We start from the raw sequence: 17,764 nt of genomic DNA on the forward strand, positions 1-17,764 counted from the left end.
TTTGACTCCGCTGGGTTGTCGTCGGGTGCGGGTCGTTTGGGTTGTCGGGTGCGGGTCTGTGGGGGCTGGTCGCGCAGTTCCCCGCGCCCCTTTTGGGAAGGGCTGCGCCCTCCCAAAAGGGGCGTGGAAACAGTCCGAGTTACGGAGCAGTCAGGGGGCCGTACGCGTCCGGGCGGCGGTCGCGGTAGAACTGCCAGCGGTCGCGGACCTCGCGGAGTTTCGCCAAGTCCAGGTCGCGGACCACCAGTTCGGGCTCCTTGTCGCTGGCCACCTCGCCGACGAACTGGGCCTCCGGGTCGACGAAGTAGGTCGTGCCGTAGAAGTCGTTGTCGCCCAACTCCTCCACGCCGACCCGGTTGATGGCGCCGACGAAGTACTCGTTGGCGGCGGCGGCAGCGGGCTGCTCCAGCTGCCACAGGTAGGCGGACAGGCCGCGCGAGGTCGCCGACGGGTTGAAGACGATCTCCGCACCGGCGAGGCCCAGCGCACGCCAGCCCTCCGGGAAGTGCCGGTCGTAGCAGATGTAGACGCCGATCTTGCCGACCTTGGTGTCGAAAATGGGCCAGCCGCTGTTGCCCGGGCGGAAGTAGAACTTCTCCCAGAATCCCGGCACTTGGGGGATGTGGTGCTTGCGGTACTTGCCGAGGTAGGAGCCGTCCGCGTCGATCACGGCGGCCGTGTTGTAGAGGACGCCGGGCTGCTCCTCCTCGTACATCGGCAGGATCAGGACGATGCCGTGTTCCTTGGCCAGCGCCTGGAACCGCTTGACGATCGGGCCGTCCGGGATCGCCTCGGCGTACTCGTAGAACGCCTTGTCCTGGACCTGGCAGAAGTACGGTCCGTAGAACAGCTCCTGGAAGCACAGGACTTGAGCACCCTGCGCGGCCGCGTCGCGGACCGCCTGCTCGTGTACCTGGATCATGGACTCCTTGTCGCCCGTCCAGGCTGTCTGGAAGAGAGCGGCACGAATCACTGTGCTCATCGGGACCTCCGGTCGCTAGGTGTGCTGGGGCGGGCGTCGGAAGTGGCGTCGTCCGCCCGAAGGGCGGGCGCCGCGGCGTCCGGTGCGTGCTCTCGGCGTGCCGGGCACAAGGCCTCGTACTGGATGTACTTGGCCTTGTGCCCGGTGCGGCGAGAGTGCGTGCCGGGCGTCGCGGTGCAGACGGCACTTCCGACGCCCGCCCCAGGAGCTTAGGAAGCCCTGAAGTCGGGTTTGAGTTGCACGGTGTCACGTCTGCGGACGCTCGGCGTTCCACGGTGTCACCCTGTCGTGGCCGCATGTTTCACCGCCGTTTTCGCAGGTAGTCCCATGTTTCACCCCTGTTGCGCGTCGTGCGCGAGGAGCGCGATGTGCACCGAGGCGGCCTGCTCGAAGTCGTCGAGGTCCACCCCGAGCCGGCCCTCTATCGCCTCCAGCCGGCGGTACAGCGCGGGCCGCGAGACATGGTGGAGCTGCGCGGTGCGCGACTTGTTGCGGCCGGTGGCCAGATACGTGCGCAGTACGGCGAGCAGGTCCTCGTCGGCCGCGCACAGCAGCCCGTCCAACTCCCGCTCGGCGAAGGACTGCACCTGCGGGTCGTCCCGCAACAGCCGGATCAGGCCGCGCAGATGAACGTCCTTGAGGCGTACGACGGCGGGGAGGTCGAGGGCGTCGCTGGAGTCGGCCACGGCGTCGGCGACGTGCTGTGCCTCGCGCAGACCGGCGGGCACGTCGTCCCAGACGGTGCGCTGACCGGCGGCGGCCACGACCGTCTTCAACGACCCCGACTCGGTGCGCAGTCGGCTCGCGAAGTGCGCGGCGAGGGCGTCCGCGTCCTGGTCCCGGGGCAGGCTGAGCAGCACGGCGGTGACCCCGTCGGCCAGTTCGGCGACGAGTCCGGGGAGCCCCAACAGCCGTAGCATACGGTCGAGTTGGGCCGCGTCGCCGTCGCGTACGACCATCGGGACGAAGGTGCGCCGGTTGACCGGGAGTCCGGCCGCGCGGGCGCGGGGCAGGAGTTGGCGCGCCGGTACGACACCGCTCGCGAGGTCGGTCATCAGGCTCTGGGCGGACTGTTCCTCCCAGGTGTGGGCGGAGCCGCCGAGCATGCGGTGCAGGACGAGGGCCTCGGCGGCGCGGTCGGCGAGGAGGCGTCCGGTGGCGGTGTCGCCGCGGTAGCCGCACAGCATGATCTGGCCCCAGCGCTCGCCGCGTCCGCCCAGTTCGGCGCGGATCCAGCCATCGCCCTCGCTGCCGCCGGCCTGCCGGGCGATGCGCTCCCAGTCGCGCAGCACGTCGTCCACGGCGGACCGCTCCCCCGCCGTGGCGAGGACGCGGTGCGCGAGGTTGGTGACGACGACCGGGCAGGCGCTGTGCGCGGCGACCTCGTCGAGCAGGCTCTGCAACGGGGCGCCGCCGGTGATGAGTCCGGTGAGCGCGGTCCGTACGGCCTCGGAGAGGCTCACGGCGGCGAACTTCCGCCGTACGAGCCGGGATTGGACCTCTTCCGTCAACTCCGCGAAGGGGAAGGGCCGGTGGAGCACCACCATGGGCAGCCCGCACCGCTCGGCCGCGCGGCGCATCACGTCCGGCGGGGCGGGAAAGGCGCGGCCGAGACCGAGTACGACGGCCGAGGCCTCCGCGCGGTGCAGGGACTGGATGTATTCGGCCTGCGCCGCCTCGTCGCCGGCGAGAAGGACCCCCGTCGTGAGGACCATCTCGCCGCCGGTGAGCATCACGCCGACGTCGGCGGCCTCGGCAACGTGCACCCAGCGCACGGGCCGGTCGAGTTGGCTCGCGCCGGCCACCACCTCGGGTTCCCCGGCGAGGACCCGTTCCAGGCCGAGGACCTGGCGCACCGACAGCGCGGGCTCCAGGCCGTCCAGGGTTCCGAGGGTTCCCAAGGTGGTGGTCATGACGGTCTTCCCTTGTTCAGCGTGTGCGCTACTGCGTGCTCCTCAGAGCCCGTTCGAGGATCGCGGCGCCCTCCTCGGCCTCCGCGACGGTCAGGGACAGCGGTGGGGCGATGCGCAGGGCGCTGGTGTTGTGTCCGCCGCCCTTGCCGATCAACAGGCCGCCCGCACGGGCCGCTTCGAGTACGGCGGACGCCGCGTCCGGGTCAGCCTCGTCGGTGCCGGGCTTGACCAGCTCGATGCCGATCATCAGGCCGCGCCCGCGCACCTCCCGTACGCCGGGATGCTGCGCGACGACGGCCCGCAGCCGCTCGATGAGGAGGCCGCCGACGCGCCGGGCGTTGCCCTGGAGGTCGTGCTCCAGCAGATAGGTGAGGTTGGCGAGGCCGGCCGCCATGGTGATCTGGGTGCCGCCGAAGGTCGAAATGCTGTTGGAGTCCAGGCAGTTCATGATCTCGGCGCGGGCGACGACCCCGCCGATGGACATGCCGTTGCCGATGCCCTTGGCGAAGGTGAGGATGTCCGGCGGACCGTTCTCCGCGTGCGCCTGCCAGCCCCAGAAGTTGTCGCCGGTGCGGCCCCAGCCGGTCTGCACCTCGTCGGCGATCCACAACACCCCGCGCTCGGCGAGGACTTCACGGAAGGCGGCGTACAGGCCGTCCGGCGGGGAGGTGAACCCGCCGACGCCCTGGACCGGTTCGGCGATCAGCGCGGCCGGCGGCCGGACATGCCCGAGCAGATCCTTCAGGTCCTCGACGCAGGCCGCGATGAACTCGGCGTCGTTCAGGTCGGCGTAAGGTCCGCGCGTCCGGACACCTCCGTGGACGTACAGCGTCTGGAGCGGGGACAGCGAGGTCGGGGACCAGCCGCGGTTGCCGGTGATGCCGACCGAGCTGAAGGAGCGGCCGTGGTAACTGTTGCGCATGGCCAGGATCTGGTTGCTCCTGCGGTACGACGTCGCCAGCATCAGGGCGGTGTCGTTGGCCTCGGTGCCCGAGGTGGTGAAGAAGACGCGGGCGTCGGGGATGCCGGACAACTGGGCGACGCGCTCGGCGAGTTCGACCATCGGGCGGTTGAGGTAGAGCGTGGACGAGTGGATGATCCGCCCGGCCTGCTCGCTCACCGCCTTGGTGACCTCGGGGAGCGCGTGCGCGGTCATCGTGGTGAGGATGCCGCCGAAGAAGTCGAGGTACTTGTTGCCCTCGGCGTCCCAGACATGGCGGCCCTCGCCGTGCGTGATCTCCAGCGGGTCTTGGTAGTACAGGGCGAGCCAGTCGGGGAGCACGTCCCGGTGGCGTCCCAGCAGGTCCTTGGTCACGGCTGCACCAACCCTTCGTAGGCGTCGGGACGCCTGTCACGGTAGAACGCCCACTGCTGGCGGACTTCCTCGATCAGCCCGAAGTCCAGGTCGCGCACGACGAGTTCCTCGTCCTTGTCGCTGGCGGCCTCGCCGACGAACTGGCCCCGCGGGTTGACGAAGTACGACGTCCCGTAAAAGTCGTTGTCCCCGTACTCCTCCTGTCCCACACGGTTGATCGCGGCGATGAAGTACTCGTTGGCGACGGCGGCGGCCGGCTGCTCCAGCTGCCAGAGGTAGGCGGAGAGACCGCGCGAGGTGGCGGACGGGTTGTAGACCAACTGCGCGCCGTTGAGACCGAGTTGACGCCAGCCCTCGGGGAAGTGGCGGTCGTAGCAGATGTAGACACCGACCTTGCCGACGGCGGTGTCGAAGACCGGCCAGCCCGCGTTGCCCGGCCTGAAGTAGTACTTCTCCCAGAAGCCCTTGACCTGCGGGATGTGGTGCTTGCGGTACTTGCCGAGGAAGGTGCCGTCGGCGTCGATCACGGCCGCGGTGTTGTAGTAGAAGCCGTCCTGCTCGATCTCGAAGACCGGGACGACGATCACCATGCCGGTCTCGCGCGCGAGCTGTTGCATACGACGCACGGTCGGCCCGTCGGGCACCGGCTCGGCCCAGCCGTAGTGCTCGGGTTCCTGGACCTGACAGAAATAGGGGGCGTTGAACACCTCCTGGAACCCGATGATCTGCGCGCCCTGGCGGGCCGCCTCGCGGGCGTGTTCCTCGTGTTTCGCCACCATGGACTCGGTGTCGCCGGTCCAGGTGGCCTGGACCAGAGCGGCGCGTACGACGTTGGCCATGAGCTGCTCCTTCGACGGGACGCCAGAGCCTCTACGCCCGTAGACAAGGCCGTAGAGGGATGAACGTAAGCCTCCGGAGGAGCCTTGCCAAGACCATCGCCGTTAACCCGCGGAGTCGATCCTGTTTCACCCTCCGGTGGGTGAGCCACTGCGCCGGGTAGCCGGGCCCGGGGCCCCGTAAGGGAGCGCCCCGTAAGGGGCGCGGGGAACTGCGCGCCCAGCCCCCACCGACGCGCACCCGAAAAACCGCGCACCCAACCGCTAACCCAGCGGAGCGCTCACGCGCTGAAGCCCGCCACCCGCAAGGCATGCACCAGATCCCAGTGGCATTCGTCCGAGGCGCCCTGCGCGGCCTCCAGCAGGAGCGGCACCAACTGCTGCGGGTCGGCGGCGACACTGCGGGCCGCCTCCTCGGGGGTGCGGACCCGGACGTACGCGTCGAGGAGGGCGCTGATCTCACGGCGGCGCCCCTCCGCGGCCAGCGCGAGCACGGCCTCGCCTATCTCACCGGCGGGGCGGGCCACGCCCTGCCGCAGGATCTGCTCGCCGTCCGCCGTACGGCCCGCCGCGACCAGCGCGTCCGCCGCGCCGACCAGCCGGTCGGCGGGCAGCGAGGCGGCCTCCCACAGCAGCGTCGCCCAGTCCGCGCCGAGCCCGGCGCGCTGTAGCTCGGCCGCGAGCAGCGGGAAGCGCGCGGCGGGCCAGTACGCGGCCTCGACGAGCAGCGCGTGTGCCTCGCCGCTACGGCCCTCGCGCCGCAGCCCCACGAGCCGCTGCACGGCCTCCACGGTGCCCTGCCGCGCCTCCGCGTCCAACGGCTCCCGCTTCGGCTGCGCCCGCTCGACCGGCCGGGCGGCCCCGGCGAAACGCGCTCCGCGCGGGGTCCGGCGGGCGGCGGTGCGGCCGCTACCACTCAGGCACCGCCGCCGCCCCCACCGCAGAGGCATTGATGCGCTCGCGCTACACCGCCTTCGTGCGGCTGGACGCGCCGTACCTGCTGCGCACCTGGCATCCGCGGACGCGGCCCGCCGAACCCCTCGATCTCGATCCGGGGATGCGGTGGACCGGGCTGGAGATCCTCGGCACGGGAGGCGGGTCGGCGTTCCACTCCGCGGGGACCGTGACGTTCCGGGCCTCGTACCGGGGCGGCGCGATCCATGAGCGGAGCCGGTTCGAGCGGGTCGACGGGGCGTGGGTGTACCTGGACGGGGAGTTCATCGAGGACTGAGGCCCTACGGCGCCAGGATGTCGAGCTCCTGAAGCGCGCCCACCGTGATCTCGCGGGTCAGGGTCTCCGCTCGGAGGGCGTCGCCCTCGCGGACCGCCTCCGCGACCTGGACGTGCAGGGTGACGGCGGCCGGGTCGGGGTCCTCGAACATGACCTCGTGGTGGGTGCGGCCCGCCAGGACCTCGGTGACCACGTCGCCCAGGCGGGCGAACATCTCGTTGCCGGAGGCGGCGAGGATCACCCGGTGGAAGGCCACGTCGTGGACGAGGTAGGCCTCCAGTTTGTGACCGCGCGAGTTGGCGACCATGCCGATCGCGCACTCGGTGAGTTCCGCGCACTGCTCCGCCGTGGCGAACTTGGCGGCGAGGCCCGCCGCGATCGGCTCGACCGCGGAGCGCAGCACCGTGAGTGAGCGCAGTTGCTGCGGGCGGTCTGCGCCGGCCAGGCGCCAGCGGATGACCTGCGGGTCGTAGACGTTCCACTCGGCCTTGGGCCGCACCGTGACGCCCACCCGGCGGCGGGACTCGACCAGGTGCATGGATTCGAGGACGCGGACCGCCTCGCGCATCACGGAGCGGGAGACCTCGAAGTCCTTGGCGAGCTCGTCCGTGCGCAGGACACTGCCCGGCGGGTACTCGCCCGCGGTGATGGCGGGGCCGAGGGAGTCGAGTACGCGGCCGTGCAACCCGCGGCCCGGAGTGGTCATGCACTCAGCGTACGGGGCACATCACGGAACCAAAAAGTCAGACTTATATGTCACAGACTCTTGAATTCGTCGTACCTAATCGGTTTCAGTGGGTTCGACATCAGGTGTCGAGGGAGACAGTGAGGCAGCGATGCGTACCCCCCATGTCGTCGTGGTCATGGGCGTAGCGGGCACCGGGAAGACCACCATCGGTCCCCTGCTCGCGGCCCGGCTCGGCGTTCCGTACGCCGAGGGCGACGACTTCCACCCGCAGGCCAACATCGCCAAGATGTCGGCCGGGCACCCGCTGACGGACGAGGACCGGTGGCCCTGGCTGGACGCCATCGGTTCCTGGGCGCACGGGCGTGCGGGACTCGGCGGGGTGGTGAGCAGCTCGGCGCTGAAGCGGTCGTACCGCGACCGGCTGCGGGCCGCCGCTCCCGGGGTCGTCTTCGTCCACCTCACCGGTGACCGCGCCCTCATCGAGGACCGGATGGCGCACCGGCACGGGCACTTCATGCCGACCGCGCTGCTCGACTCGCAGTTCGCCACGCTCCAGCCGCTGGAGGCCGACGAGGCCGGAGTCGCCGTGGATGTCAGCGGCAGTCCGGAGCAGATCGCCGAGCGGGCCACGACCGCGCTCGCGCAGGTTCCCGAGCCGACCTCCTAACCCCCTCTGTCACCCCAACTCCCCATATCCGCAAGGAAACCACCGTGACCAGACTCAGCGTCGAGATGCTGGCAGCGGACCCCGTCGAGCCCATCACCTCGGCCGGCCACGCTCAGCTGGGCATCGCCGTACTGGCGGGCATCGCCGTCATCGTCCTGCTCATCACCAAGTTCAAGATGCACGCCTTCCTGGCGCTGACCATCGGCTCGCTCGCGCTCGGCGCGTTCGCCGGGGCGCCGCTGGACAAGGCCATCACCAGCTTCACCACCGGGCTCGGTTCCACGGTCGCCGGTGTGGGCGTGCTGATCGCGCTGGGCGCGATCCTCGGCAAGCTGCTCGCCGACTCGGGCGGCGCGGACCAGATCGTCGACACGATCCTCGCGAAGGCCGGTCCCCGGTCGATGCCGTGGGCGATGGTGCTGATCGCCTCGGTGATCGGGCTGCCGCTGTTCTTCGAGGTCGGCATCGTGCTGCTGATCCCGGTCGTGCTGATGGTCGCCAAGCGCGGCAACTACTCGCTCATGCGGATCGGCATCCCGGCGCTCGCGGGCCTGTCCGTCATGCACGGCCTCATCCCGCCGCACCCCGGGCCGCTGGTCGCCGTCGACGCGGTCAAGGCCAACCTCGGTCTGACCCTCGCGCTCGGCGTGCTGGTCGCGATCCCGACCGTCATCATCGCGGGTCCGCTGTTCTCGAAGGTCGCCGCCCGCTGGGTGGACGTCCAGGCCCCCGAGCGCATGATCCCGGCCCGTCCGTCCGAGGACCTGGAGAACCGTCCCGGCTTCGGCGCGACCCTCTCCACGATCCTGCTGCCGGTCGTGCTGATGCTCTCCAAGGCGCTGGTCGACATCATCGTCGACGACCCCGAGCACACCGTGCAGCGCGTCTTCGACGTCATCGGCTCCCCGCTGATCGCACTGCTCGCGGCCGTCATCGTCGGCATGTTCACGCTGGGCCGCCCGGCCGGCTTCACCAAGGAGCGGCTGTCCTCGACCGTCGAGAAGGGGCTGATGCCGATCGCGGGCATCCTGCTCATCGTCGGCGCGGGCGGCGGCTTCAAGCAGACGCTGATCGACTCCGGTGTCGGCCAGATGATCCTGGACATCTCCAAGGACTGGTCGATCCCGGCGCTGCTGCTGGCCTGGCTGATCGCGGTGGCGATCCGTCTTGCGACCGGTTCGGCGACGGTGGCGACGATCTCGGCGGCCGGTCTGGTCGCCCCGCTGGCCGCCGACATGTCGAGCGCCCACACCGCCCTCCTCGTCCTGGCGATCGGCGCGGGCTCGCTCTTCTTCAGCCATGTCAACGACGCCGGATTCTGGCTGGTGAAGGAGTACTTCGGCCTGAGTGTCGGCCAGACCCTCAAGACCTGGTCCGTCATGGAGACGATCATCTCGGTCGTCGCCGGCGGACTGGTCCTCCTCCTCTCGCTGATCATCTAGGGGTACGGGAATGAGTCATCCTCTCTTCGACATCAGCGGCCGTACGGCCCTGGTCACCGGTTCCAGCCGGGGCATCGGACTCGCCCTCGCCCAGGGCCTGTTGGAGGCCGGCTGCACGGTCGTCCTGAACGGCCGGGACGGCGAACGGCTCACCAAGGCCGCCGCCGAGCTGTCCGGCGACGTCCACACGGCCGCCTTCGATGTGACCGACGGTCCGTCAGTAGCCGCCGGGATAGCGGACGTTGAGGACCGGGTCGGCCCGCTGGACATCCTGGTGAACAACGCGGGCATGCAACTGCGCGCCCCGCTCCTGGAGTTCACCGACTCCGACTGGCACCGCATCATCGACACCAACCTCACCAGCGCGTTCCTGGTCGGCCGTGAGACGGCCCGCCGGATGACGGAACGCGGCCACGGGAAGATCATCAACATCTGCTCGTTGCAGAGCGAGGTGGTCCGCCCCGGCATCGCGCCCTACGCGGCCACCAAGGGCGCCCTGAAGATGCTCACCAAGGGCATGTGCGCGGACTGGGGCCCCTCCGGTGTCCAGGTCAACGGTCTGGGCCCGGGCTACATCGAGACGGAACTGACCCAACCCCTCGTCGCGGACGAGGAGTTCAGCGCCTGGGTGCGCAAGCGGACCCCGGCCGGCCGCTGGGGCCGTACGGAGGACCTGGTGGGCGGGGTCCTGTTCCTGGCGTCGCCCGCCGCGGACTTCGTGAGCGGACAGATCCTGTACGTCGACGGCGGCATGACGAGCGTGCTGTGAAAGGGGACATCATCGTGCCGGACATGCTGGGCTGTGTGATCCACGGTCAGGACGACCTGCGCGTCGAGGAGTTGACGGTCCCGGAGCCCGGCCCCGGCCAGGCCCTGGTCGCCGTCCGCTACGGCGGCGTCTGCGGCTCCGACCTCCACTACTGGCGCCACGGCGGCGTCGGCGACTTCCGCCTCAAGGAACCGATGCTGCTCGGCCACGAGGTGGTCGGCACGGTCGTGTCCTACGGCCCCGGGGCCACAGGTCCCGTGCCCGGTACGGCGGTTGCGGTGCACCCGGCCACTCCGTGCGGGGTGTGCCCCGAGTGCGTGGACGGGCGCCGCAACGTGTGCCGGGACACCGCGTACCTGGGCAGCGCTGCCCGCTTCCCGCACGTACAGGGCGGCTTCGCGGCCCAAGTCACCGTCCCGGCCGACCAGTTGAGGGCGATCCCGGCGGGCCTGGAGCTGCGCCGGGCCGCCCTCGCCGAACCGCTCTCCGTCGCGCTGCACGCCGTACGACGGGCCGGGGACGTGCGGGGGCGCCATGTGCTGGTCACCGGCGCGGGCCCGATCGGCTGCCTGGTCGTCGCGGCGGCGAAGGCGGCCGGCGCGGCACACGTGACGGTCACGGACCTGCTCCCGGCGGCACTTCGGTACGCCACCGCGGCCGGCGCCGACACCGTCGTACGGGCCGATGACCTGGACGATCCCGGGTGGCCGTCCGAGGTGGACGTGGCCGTCGAGGCGTCCGGGGTCGCGGCCGGGCTCGACACCTGTCTGCGGCTCGTGCGGCGGGGCGGGGTCGTCGTACAGCTCGGAATGCTGCCACCGGGACAGAGTCCCTTCGCGGGGAATCTGGTCATCAGCCGGGAGATCGAACTGCGGGGTGCGTTCCGCTTCGACGAGGAGTTCAACGACGCGCTCCAACTCCTCGCCGTGGAGCCCGCGTTCGACGCTCTGGTCAGTGCGGTGGTGCCGGTGCGGGAGGCGGAGTCGGCGTTCGCGCTGGCGGCCGACCGGAGCCGGTCGTGCAAGGTGCTGCTGGACTTCGGGGGTTGAGCAGCGGCGGCCGGCACGTCGGCCAAGGCTTCAACCACTACATCCAAGGCTTCGACTAGGGCTTCCACAGCGGGTGTTCGCGCTTGGCCCAGTCCCTGCTGACCGACCCCGTGCGCAGCCCCGCCCTGGCCTCCGGGTCGCCCAAGGCCATGCCGATGTGCCCGCCGAGGACGATGCCGATCGTCAGGGCGAGCCAGTCGTGGACGAAGGTCGCGCTGGTGCGCCACATGATCGGGGTGAGGTGGGTGAACCACATCATCAGGCCCGTGCCGAGCATGACCAGGGTGGCGCCGGCGATCCAGTTGGCGTAGATCTTCTGGCCGGCGTTGAACTTGCCCGCCGGGCGCGCCGACCGGCGTTTGTCGCGCGCCACGGCGCCGCGCAGCCAGACGCGGTCGTGCGGGCCGAAGCGGTTGAGGAAGCCGAGGTTGACGCGGAAGCCGCGGTTGACGAGGCCGATCAGGACGGGCACGGGGAGCGCGACTCCGGCCAACTCGTGGATGCGGACGACCAGTTCACGGCGGCCGACCAGCTCGGCGAACGCCGGGATGTAGAGGCAGGCCGCCGTGGCCACGCAGATGCCCATCAGCAAGGCCGTGGTCCGGTGCACCCAGCGTTCGGTGCGGCCGAAGCGGCGGACGCGGGCCGACGGTTCCGTCCGCGGGGCGTGGGCTTCAGCTCGTAGGGTCATCGTCGCGTCCGTTCGACTTGCCGACCCAGGCGTCGACGTCGTAGCCCCGATCCTCCCAGTAGCCGGGCTTCACGTGTTCGGTGACCGTGATGCCGGAGAGCCACTTGGCGGACTTGTAGAAGTACATGGGGGCGACGTAGAGGCGGACCGGGCCGCCGTGGTCGTGGCTCAGGGGCTTGTCCTGCATGCGCAGCGCGACCAGGATGTCGGAGCGCCGGGCCTGGTCGAGGGTGAGGCTCTCCGTGTAGGCGCCGTCGAAGCAGGTGAAGCGCACCGCCCCGGCCTTGGCGCGCACTCCCGCGGCGTCCAGGAGCCGGGACAGGCGCACCCCCTCGAAGGGAGTCCCGGGGACCCGCCAGCCCGTGACGCACTGGACGTCCTTGACCAGCCGGGTCTGCGGCAGCGCGCGCAGGTCGGCCAGGGTGTAGGACGTCGGCTTGTCGACCAGGCCGTCGACGGTCAGCCGGTAGTTCTCGGCGTTCTTGTTCGGCACGGACGCGGTGACCGAGTAGTAGCGGAAACCGCCGCCGTTCGGAAGCAGTCCGGTCAGCCCGGTGGGGTCCTTGCCGGAGACGGCACCGAGGAAGCCCTCCATGCCTTTCTGAAGCGCGGGCGCGGCGACGACGCCGAGGGCACCCAGGCCCAGGGTGCCCAGGAGGACCCGGCGGCCGAGCGGCCGGCCCTCCGCCTTCTCCACACCTTCGGGCTCGGGTTGTTCAGGGTTCACGCAGTCATTCGAACACCCGCGACCCCGGCGCGGCCAGGGATCGCGGGTACCCGTCAGACTTCCGTAACCACTTCTTACGTGCTTCTCAGCAACGACAGGGTTCCTACGACGCCTCCCCGGCCGCCTTCTCCAGCTGGAACGCCTCGTTGCCGAGCCCGATGCGGGCGTGCGCCTCGGGGTTGCGGGAGCGCAGGAGCAGGCCCTGGGCCAGGCCGACGATCACGGCGAGGCCGATGATGCCGGGCAGGATCCAGCTCAGGGACGAGTCGGGGCCCGCGCCGACCAGGACGTCGAAGTCCTTGACCGTGTAGACGGCGATGCCGACGAGCGCGATGCCGGCCAGCGCGGAGGTGACCAGGCGCCAGGCCTGGGCGGCCGCGGAGCCGCGGCGGGCGAAGAAGACGATCACCGAGAGGGAGGCGGCGGCCATCAGCAGGATCACGCCGAGGGCGCCGATGTTGCCGAACCAGGTGAACAGGTGCAGGACGGGTTCGGTGGGGTCGCCGGTGGGTTTGTCGTCGGCGATCGCGAAGGCGATCACGATCACGGCGGACACGGCGGTCTGGAGCAGCGAGCCGGTGCCGGGGGCGCCGCTCGCGCTCGTCGTACGGCCGAAGGCGGACGGCAGCAGGCCCTCGCGGCCCATGGCGAAGGCGTAGCGGGCGACGACGTTGTGGAAGCTGAGCATGGCCGCGAACATGCCGGTGACGAACAGGACGTGGAGCACGTCGGTGAAGGTGCCGCCGAGGCGGGCTTCGGTGAGGTAGAAGAGCAGGCCGGCGCTCTGCTTCTGGGAGACGCCGATGATCTGCGAGGGCCCCGCCGCGACGGTGAGCGCCCAGCAGCTGAGCGCGAAGAAGACGGCGACGCCGCCGACGGCGAGGAACATCACGCGCGGCACCAGGATGTGCGGGCGGCTGGTCTCCTCGGCGTACACCGGGGCCTGTTCGAAGCCGAGGAACGCGGCGATGCAGAAGCACAGGGCGGTGCCGACGCCGGCGCCGCTGAGGGTGTCCGGGTTGAAGGCGTGCAGGGACAGTCCCTCCTTCGCCGGGTCGGCGACGGCCGCGATGTCGAAGATGACGACGAGCGCGACCTCGATGACCAGCAGGACGCCGAGCACGCGCGCGTTGACGTCGATCTTCAGCCAGCCGAGCGCGCCGACGACGAGCACGGCCACCAACGCCGGTATCCACCAGGCCACTTGGAGGTCGGCGTAGGTGGAGAACAGTCCGGAGACCTCGAAGCCGAAGATGCCGTAGATGCCGACCTGGAGGGCGTTGTACGCGACGAGCGCCACCAGGGCCGCGGCCGCGCCGGCGGTGCCGCCGAGGCCGCGGGAGATGTAGGCGTAGAAGGCGCCCGCGTTGTGGACGTGTCTGCTCATCTCGGCGTAGCCGACGCTGAAGAGGACCAGGACCACGCCGAGGAGGACGAAGAGCAGCGGCTGCCCCTCGATGCCCATCACCGCGAATGTGGTGGGCATGACACCCGCGACCACCATGAGGGGCGCGGTCGCGGCGAGCACGGAGAGCAGCAGGCCCCCGGTGCCGAGGCGGTCGGCGCGCAGCGCGCGCTCCTGCCCCCTGAAGGTACTGATTCCGCCGCCGTCCGGGGTGGCGCTGCTCGTTCTGGAACTGCCCGTCGTCATGGCGGGAACGTCCTTTCGGGGTCGCTACGGGGGCGTTGCTACGGTCGCGTTACTTCGCTACGGCAGCGTTGCTACGGATGCGTCTCATCGCTGCCGAATCGTTGGTACGGGGGCGTTACGACGTCCCGAGCGCGCAGTCGCGTGCGGCACGGAAGGCGGTGAGCGGGTCGCGGTCCGGGTAGGACCACGGGGCCGGGGTCGGGTGCTCCCCGATGCGGTGGAACAGGGCGGCGGCCTCGGCGCCGCGTCCTTCGCAGGACTTGGCGTGGGCGAGGAAGTTGAGGTCGACCAGGCGGCGCGGATGGCCCTCGTGCTCCCACTCCAGCCACCAGTCGAAGGCGGCCTTCATGACCTGCCGGGCCCGGCGTCCGGTCCAGTGCCCGGAGGCGGCCGGGTCGGCGGGTTCCAGGCCGGCGGCGGCCAGCACGCGGTAGCGCTCGGCGTGCGCGATGACCGGCAGGATGGCGAGCGGGGAGTCGGCGGGGGCCTGTTCGGCGGCCCAGGAGGCGAAGTCGTAGACCTCGTGCAGCGGGTCGACGCCCGCGTCGGCGCGGCGCTCCGCGAGCCGGGCCACCATCAGATGGTGGGCGTGGTGGTGGTCGGCGTACCGGTGGCGGACCTCGTCGAAGAGCTGGACCACGCCCTCGTCGGTGCCGAGGCTGTACTCCAGGAGGAGCAGTCCGAGCCACGGCGTCGGGTCGTCGGGCAGCCGGGCGGATGCCGCACGGCAGGCCTCGCGGGCCCGGACCGGCTTCTCCTTGCCCGCCAGCACACGCTGGACCAGGGCCACGGCGAGCAGGACGGAGCCGTCACCGGACTCGGGTTCGGCGAGCAGCCAGTCGCGGGCCCAGGCCGCGGTGTAGGACTCCAGGGCTAGAACGGTGACCCGGTGGGCACGGAGGTCCCAGTCGTCGCCCGTCTGGGCGAGCAGCCCGCGCACCGCCTGCCAGCGCCCCTGCGCCAACGCGGCCCGGGCTGCGACGAGTTCACCGTCGTCGAGCGCGGCGTCGAAGGCCTGGGAGGCTCGCTTGTGACGGCGTCCGAGGGGTGGCGGGGGTGGGGACACCCGGGTATTCCTCACGATCCTCACGCGACGCTGCGGGACATCGACCTGCCATCGGCCGATCACGCACAGCAAACCCTCCACCAATACTTCACGTCAAGTGCCGTACAGCTGTTACACCTGTCAACTTCCGTTACGTAAAAGGCACTTGTGGCACCATCCTCTACCCGGGGCGGTACCCTCCCAAGCGTTCGCGGGTCACCGGTGTGGCGTACGCCATGGCGCTCGGGCGCGCGGCGACGGACCATGGCAGCACGGTCCCGCCGCAGCCTCCGATCGTGCCCACGGTCGTCAGAGCATCGTGACCGGATCGACCACCCGCTTCCGGGTACTCCCAGGGGCAAGCCGGGCCCTGGGGCGCTACAGTCGCCCAAACGCATCCCGTAGCCCGGCCTGACGATCGAGGTACGCAGCGTGTCCCTTCTGGTTCTGATGCTCTCCGTGAGTGCGGCCTGTTGCCTCGGCTTCGGGTTCGTGCTCCAGCAGAACGTGGCCCAGCAGGCACCCCTGAGCGACTTCCTCTCCCCCAGGCTGCTCCTCGACCTGATGCGGGTACCGCGCTGGCTCGGCGGCATCGGCCTGATGATCGCGGGCATGGTGCTGGGCGCGATCGCACTGAGCCACGGCGAGGTCTCCCTCGTGGAACCCCTCCTCGCGACGAACCTGCTCTTCGCCCTCGCCCTCTCCCGCAAACAAACGCGACAGCCCCTGGGCCGCCAGGGCTGGACGGGCCTCGCACTCCTGGCGGGCGGCGTCACGACCTTCATCGTCGCGGGCGAACCACGCAGCGGCACAGCCGTCACCGACCCCTTCCGCCACTGGCTGATCATCGGCGTCATGGTGGGCCTGGCCCTCCTCCTCACGACGTACGCCAAACGCTCCCGCCTCAGCTCGGGCCCGGTCCTGCTGGCCCTGGCGGCCGGCCTTCTCTACGGCGTGCAGGACGCGCTCACCCGGGTCAGCGGCCAGCGCTTCACCGAGGGCGGCCTCACCGAACTCGTCACGGGCTGGCAGCCGTACGGCGTACTGGCGCTCGGCGTGACCGGCCTGGTCCTGGTCCAGAGCGCGTTCGAGACGGCCCCCCTGCGCATGTCCCTCCCCGCCCTCACCGCGGCCCAGCCACTCGCCGGGATCATCTGCGGGGTGGGCTTCCTGGGCGACCGGCTGCGCGCCGACACGGCCGCACTGGCCTGGGAGGCGGTGGGCCTCGCCGGGATCGTCGTAGGCATCCTGCTCCTCGGCATGCACCCCGCGATGCCACGAGGCACGGTGAAGCCGAAGCCCACACCGGCCCTCCAACCACACTGACCGCCACCCCCTGTTTGATGGGGCCATGAACCCAGCTGACGAACTCCTCGACATCGTCGACGAGAACGACCAGGTCATCACCCAGTCCCCCCGCGGCGAGGCCTACGCACAGGGCCTGCGCCACCGCGCGGTGTTCATCCAGGCCCGCAACACACACGGCGAGGTCTTCGCCCACCGCCGCACCCCCACAAAACTCGTCTTCCCCTCCCTCTACGACATGTTCGTCGGCGGGGTGGTCGGCGCGGGCGAGTCCTACGACGAGGCGGCGCTCCGCGAGGCAGAGGAGGAACTAGGGGTATCCGGCCTGCCCCGCCCCACGTTCCTCTTCAAGTTCCTGTACGACGACGGCGCAGGGCAGACCTGGTGGTCGGCGGTGTACGAGGTGCGCTGCGAGCTGCCGGTCAGCCCGCAGGTCGAGGAGGTCGCGTGGCACGACTTCCTCACGGACGAGGAGATCGAGCGACGGCTGAACGACTGGGAGTGGGTACCGGACGGCGCGGCGGCCTACGACAGACTCAAGGCGCACCGGAGAGAAACGGCCGGATAGGGTCCTGCCCGTGATCGATTTTGCACGGAACGTCCGGCTGTGGTTCGAGCCCCAGCACATCAGCGAGGAAGGCGCCACACCCGACTACCGTTTCTCGCTGGCCAACGAACGCACGTTCCTCGCCTGGCTGCGCACCGCGCTCGCACTGATCGGCGGGGGCTTCGCGGTGGACCAGTTCCTGCCGGATCTGCGCTGGGGCGTGCGGGTCGGACTGGCCCTCGCGCTGCTAGCGGCGGGCGTCCTCTGCTCCCTGCGCGCGGTCAACCACTGGGTGCGCTGCGAGCGGGCGATGCGCCGGGGCGAGGACCTGCCGGTGTCCCGCTTCCCGGCACTGCTGAGCATCGCCGTGGCGATCGTGGCCGTGGCGATGGTCGTCGTCGTACTCGCCGGATGGGAAGGATGACCAGGCCCCCCGCCCAGGACCGCGACCCGGGCCTGCAACCCGAACGGACCCGACTTGCCTGGCGGCGTACGACCCTGTCGAGCACGGTAGCCGCCGTCCTGGCCGCGAAGGCCGCGCTGCACGGCGGCGTACAGGTCGAGGGCGTGGTCATCTGCGCCCTGTGCTGCGCACTCTGGCTGAGCTTCCTCGCAGTGGCCCACCACCGCATCCGCACCCTGGCGGCCGGCGGGATCCCCCCAGCCCTGACCCCACGGCACGCCGGCCTGGCCGTGCTGTGCACGGTGGCAGTGGCGGTGTGCGCGGCGGTGCTCGTGTACTGACGGGTGGGCCCAGAACCGCACGAACGGACCACGGAACGGCCCACGCGCCCGCAGCCGCCGACGAAACGGGAGCGGGTCGTGGCGGTACGGCGCAGCCCGCCGCGTACCCGGCACCAACCCACCCAACTGTGACAACACCAGAGGGGCCCGACCAGCGGCGGG

The 17,764-nt window shown here is 70.7% G+C and carries 19 protein-coding genes; 9 read left to right on the forward strand and 10 right to left on the reverse strand.

Annotated features, from left to right (window positions below; translation table 11 throughout):
• Window positions 1-139: 139 nt before the first annotated feature.
• The 5 genes from ACNFOC_RS06520 to ACNFOC_RS06540 all read right to left on the reverse strand — a co-directional run bounded on the left by ACNFOC_RS06520 (window position 140) and on the right by ACNFOC_RS06540 (window position 5,837).
• Window positions 140-982, reverse strand: coding sequence for a nitrilase-related carbon-nitrogen hydrolase (locus tag ACNFOC_RS06520; RefSeq protein ID WP_352110940.1), 843 nt, complete (start codon window positions 980-982; stop codon window positions 140-142).
• Between the two features lie 332 nt (window positions 983-1,314).
• The gene (locus ACNFOC_RS06525) at window positions 1,315-2,895 is read right to left on the reverse strand and encodes a PucR family transcriptional regulator (protein WP_416957544.1); all 1,581 of its coding nucleotides are present in this window, start codon (window positions 2,893-2,895) and stop codon (window positions 1,315-1,317) included.
• A gap of 28 nt (window positions 2,896-2,923) precedes the next feature.
• On the reverse strand, window positions 2,924-4,210 hold the full coding sequence (locus ACNFOC_RS06530; protein ID WP_416957546.1) for an aspartate aminotransferase family protein: 1,287 nt from the start codon (window positions 4,208-4,210) through the stop codon (window positions 2,924-2,926).
• Window positions 4,207-5,049 (reverse strand): nitrilase-related carbon-nitrogen hydrolase, encoded by an 843-nt coding sequence (locus ACNFOC_RS06535; protein ID WP_416957548.1) that lies wholly within the window; start codon window positions 5,047-5,049, stop codon window positions 4,207-4,209. The genes ACNFOC_RS06530 and ACNFOC_RS06535 overlap by 4 nt, the downstream gene beginning before the upstream one ends.
• A 278-nt stretch (window positions 5,050-5,327) precedes the next feature.
• Window positions 5,328-5,837 (reverse strand): hypothetical protein, encoded by a 510-nt coding sequence (locus ACNFOC_RS06540; protein ID WP_416957550.1) that lies wholly within the window; start codon window positions 5,835-5,837, stop codon window positions 5,328-5,330.
• Here ACNFOC_RS06540 and ACNFOC_RS06545 point away from each other — a divergent pair.
• Window positions 5,780-6,277, forward strand: coding sequence for a YchJ family protein (locus ACNFOC_RS06545; protein WP_416957552.1), 498 nt, complete (start codon window positions 5,780-5,782; stop codon window positions 6,275-6,277). The two genes, ACNFOC_RS06540 and ACNFOC_RS06545, sit on opposite strands and share 58 nt — an antisense overlap.
• Window positions 6,278-6,281: 4 nt before the next feature.
• Here ACNFOC_RS06545 and ACNFOC_RS06550 read toward each other — a convergent pair whose 3' ends face one another.
• Window positions 6,282-6,983 (reverse strand): FadR/GntR family transcriptional regulator, encoded by a 702-nt coding sequence (locus tag ACNFOC_RS06550; protein ID WP_200691789.1) that lies wholly within the window; start codon window positions 6,981-6,983, stop codon window positions 6,282-6,284.
• 130 nt (window positions 6,984-7,113) lie between these two features.
• Here ACNFOC_RS06550 and ACNFOC_RS06555 point away from each other — a divergent pair, with 130 nt between their 5' ends.
• Genes ACNFOC_RS06555 through ACNFOC_RS06570 form a run of 4 tightly spaced genes read left to right on the forward strand, consistent with a single transcriptional unit; the run spans window position 7,114 to window position 10,892 of the window.
• Window positions 7,114-7,632: a gluconokinase gene (locus ACNFOC_RS06555; RefSeq protein WP_416957555.1), complete on the forward strand. Its 519-nt coding sequence runs from the start codon at window positions 7,114-7,116 to the stop codon at window positions 7,630-7,632.
• Between the two features lie 44 nt (window positions 7,633-7,676).
• Window positions 7,677-9,074, forward strand: coding sequence for a GntT/GntP/DsdX family permease (locus ACNFOC_RS06560; protein ID WP_416957557.1), 1,398 nt, complete (start codon window positions 7,677-7,679; stop codon window positions 9,072-9,074).
• Between the two features lie 10 nt (window positions 9,075-9,084).
• The gene (locus ACNFOC_RS06565) at window positions 9,085-9,843 is read left to right on the forward strand and encodes an SDR family oxidoreductase (RefSeq protein WP_416957559.1); all 759 of its coding nucleotides are present in this window, start codon (window positions 9,085-9,087) and stop codon (window positions 9,841-9,843) included.
• A gap of 23 nt (window positions 9,844-9,866) precedes the next feature.
• Window positions 9,867-10,892, forward strand: a complete 1,026-nt coding sequence (locus ACNFOC_RS06570) for an L-idonate 5-dehydrogenase (RefSeq protein WP_416957578.1) — start codon at window positions 9,867-9,869, stop codon at window positions 10,890-10,892.
• Window positions 10,893-10,947: 55 nt separating this feature from the next.
• On the opposite strand, the gene ACNFOC_RS06575 is transcribed toward ACNFOC_RS06570, so the two are convergent.
• The 4 genes from ACNFOC_RS06575 to ACNFOC_RS06590 form a co-directional block, all read right to left on the reverse strand.
• On the reverse strand, window positions 10,948-11,583 hold the full coding sequence (locus ACNFOC_RS06575; RefSeq protein WP_416957561.1) for a cytochrome b/b6 domain-containing protein: 636 nt from the start codon (window positions 11,581-11,583) through the stop codon (window positions 10,948-10,950).
• Window positions 11,567-12,310, reverse strand: a complete 744-nt coding sequence (locus ACNFOC_RS06580) for a molybdopterin-dependent oxidoreductase (protein WP_416957563.1) — start codon at window positions 12,308-12,310, stop codon at window positions 11,567-11,569. Before ACNFOC_RS06580 ends, ACNFOC_RS06575 begins: the two co-directional genes overlap by 17 nt.
• 103 nt (window positions 12,311-12,413) lie before the next feature.
• Window positions 12,414-13,961 carry an APC family permease gene (locus tag ACNFOC_RS06585; RefSeq protein ID WP_416957565.1) on the reverse strand — a complete coding sequence of 516 codons (1,548 nt, stop codon included), beginning with the start codon at window positions 13,959-13,961 and terminating at the stop codon, window positions 12,414-12,416.
• Between the two features lie 115 nt (window positions 13,962-14,076).
• A complete protein-coding gene (locus ACNFOC_RS06590) occupies window positions 14,077-15,027 on the reverse strand; it encodes a hypothetical protein (RefSeq protein ID WP_416957567.1) in 951 nt (316 codons plus the stop codon).
• 411 nt (window positions 15,028-15,438) lie between these two features.
• On the opposite strand from ACNFOC_RS06590, the gene ACNFOC_RS06595 reads away from it, so the two are divergent.
• The 4 genes from ACNFOC_RS06595 to ACNFOC_RS06610 are packed head-to-tail and all read left to right on the forward strand — an operon-like array spanning window position 15,439 to window position 17,602.
• Window positions 15,439-16,332, forward strand: coding sequence for a DMT family transporter (locus tag ACNFOC_RS06595; protein ID WP_416957570.1), 894 nt, complete (start codon window positions 15,439-15,441; stop codon window positions 16,330-16,332).
• 25 nt (window positions 16,333-16,357) lie between these two features.
• Window positions 16,358-16,879, forward strand: coding sequence for an NUDIX domain-containing protein (locus ACNFOC_RS06600; protein ID WP_416957572.1), 522 nt, complete (start codon window positions 16,358-16,360; stop codon window positions 16,877-16,879).
• Between the two features lie 10 nt (window positions 16,880-16,889).
• Entirely contained in the window at window positions 16,890-17,282 is a 393-nt protein-coding gene (locus tag ACNFOC_RS06605) for a YidH family protein (RefSeq protein ID WP_406128552.1), read from the forward strand.
• Window positions 17,279-17,602: a DUF202 domain-containing protein gene (locus ACNFOC_RS06610; RefSeq protein ID WP_416957574.1), complete on the forward strand. Its 324-nt coding sequence runs from the start codon at window positions 17,279-17,281 to the stop codon at window positions 17,600-17,602. The genes ACNFOC_RS06605 and ACNFOC_RS06610 overlap by 4 nt, the downstream gene beginning before the upstream one ends.
• The last annotated feature ends 162 nt before the right edge of the window (window positions 17,603-17,764 follow it).

It is taken from the genome of Streptomyces colwelliae, assembly GCF_048158785.1.
Taxonomy (GTDB): Bacteria; Actinomycetota; Actinomycetes; order Streptomycetales; family Streptomycetaceae; genus Streptomyces.

What these genes read in the sequence shown, in the direction of transcription:
- ACNFOC_RS06550 (WP_200691789.1), bottom strand. Translation starts at nt 6,983, where the DNA reads ATGACCACTCCGGGCCGCGGGTTGCACGGCCGCGTACTCGACTCCCTC.
- ACNFOC_RS06525 (WP_416957544.1), bottom strand. Translation starts at nt 2,895, where the DNA reads ATGACCACCACCTTGGGAACCCTCGGAACCCTGGACGGCCTGGAGCCC.
- ACNFOC_RS06535 (WP_416957548.1), bottom strand. Translation starts at nt 5,049, where the DNA reads ATGGCCAACGTCGTACGCGCCGCTCTGGTCCAGGCCACCTGGACCGGC.
- ACNFOC_RS06600 (WP_416957572.1), top strand. Translation starts at nt 16,358, where the DNA reads ATGAACCCAGCTGACGAACTCCTCGACATCGTCGACGAGAACGACCAG.
- ACNFOC_RS06520 (WP_352110940.1), bottom strand. Translation starts at nt 982, where the DNA reads ATGAGCACAGTGATTCGTGCCGCTCTCTTCCAGACAGCCTGGACGGGC.
- ACNFOC_RS06585 (WP_416957565.1), bottom strand. Translation starts at nt 13,961, where the DNA reads ATGACGACGGGCAGTTCCAGAACGAGCAGCGCCACCCCGGACGGCGGC.
- ACNFOC_RS06555 (WP_416957555.1), top strand. Translation starts at nt 7,114, where the DNA reads ATGCGTACCCCCCATGTCGTCGTGGTCATGGGCGTAGCGGGCACCGGG.
- ACNFOC_RS06610 (WP_416957574.1), top strand. Translation starts at nt 17,279, where the DNA reads ATGACCAGGCCCCCCGCCCAGGACCGCGACCCGGGCCTGCAACCCGAA.
- ACNFOC_RS06575 (WP_416957561.1), bottom strand. Translation starts at nt 11,583, where the DNA reads ATGACCCTACGAGCTGAAGCCCACGCCCCGCGGACGGAACCGTCGGCC.
- ACNFOC_RS06565 (WP_416957559.1), top strand. Translation starts at nt 9,085, where the DNA reads ATGAGTCATCCTCTCTTCGACATCAGCGGCCGTACGGCCCTGGTCACC.
- ACNFOC_RS06570 (WP_416957578.1), top strand. Translation starts at nt 9,867, where the DNA reads ATGCTGGGCTGTGTGATCCACGGTCAGGACGACCTGCGCGTCGAGGAG.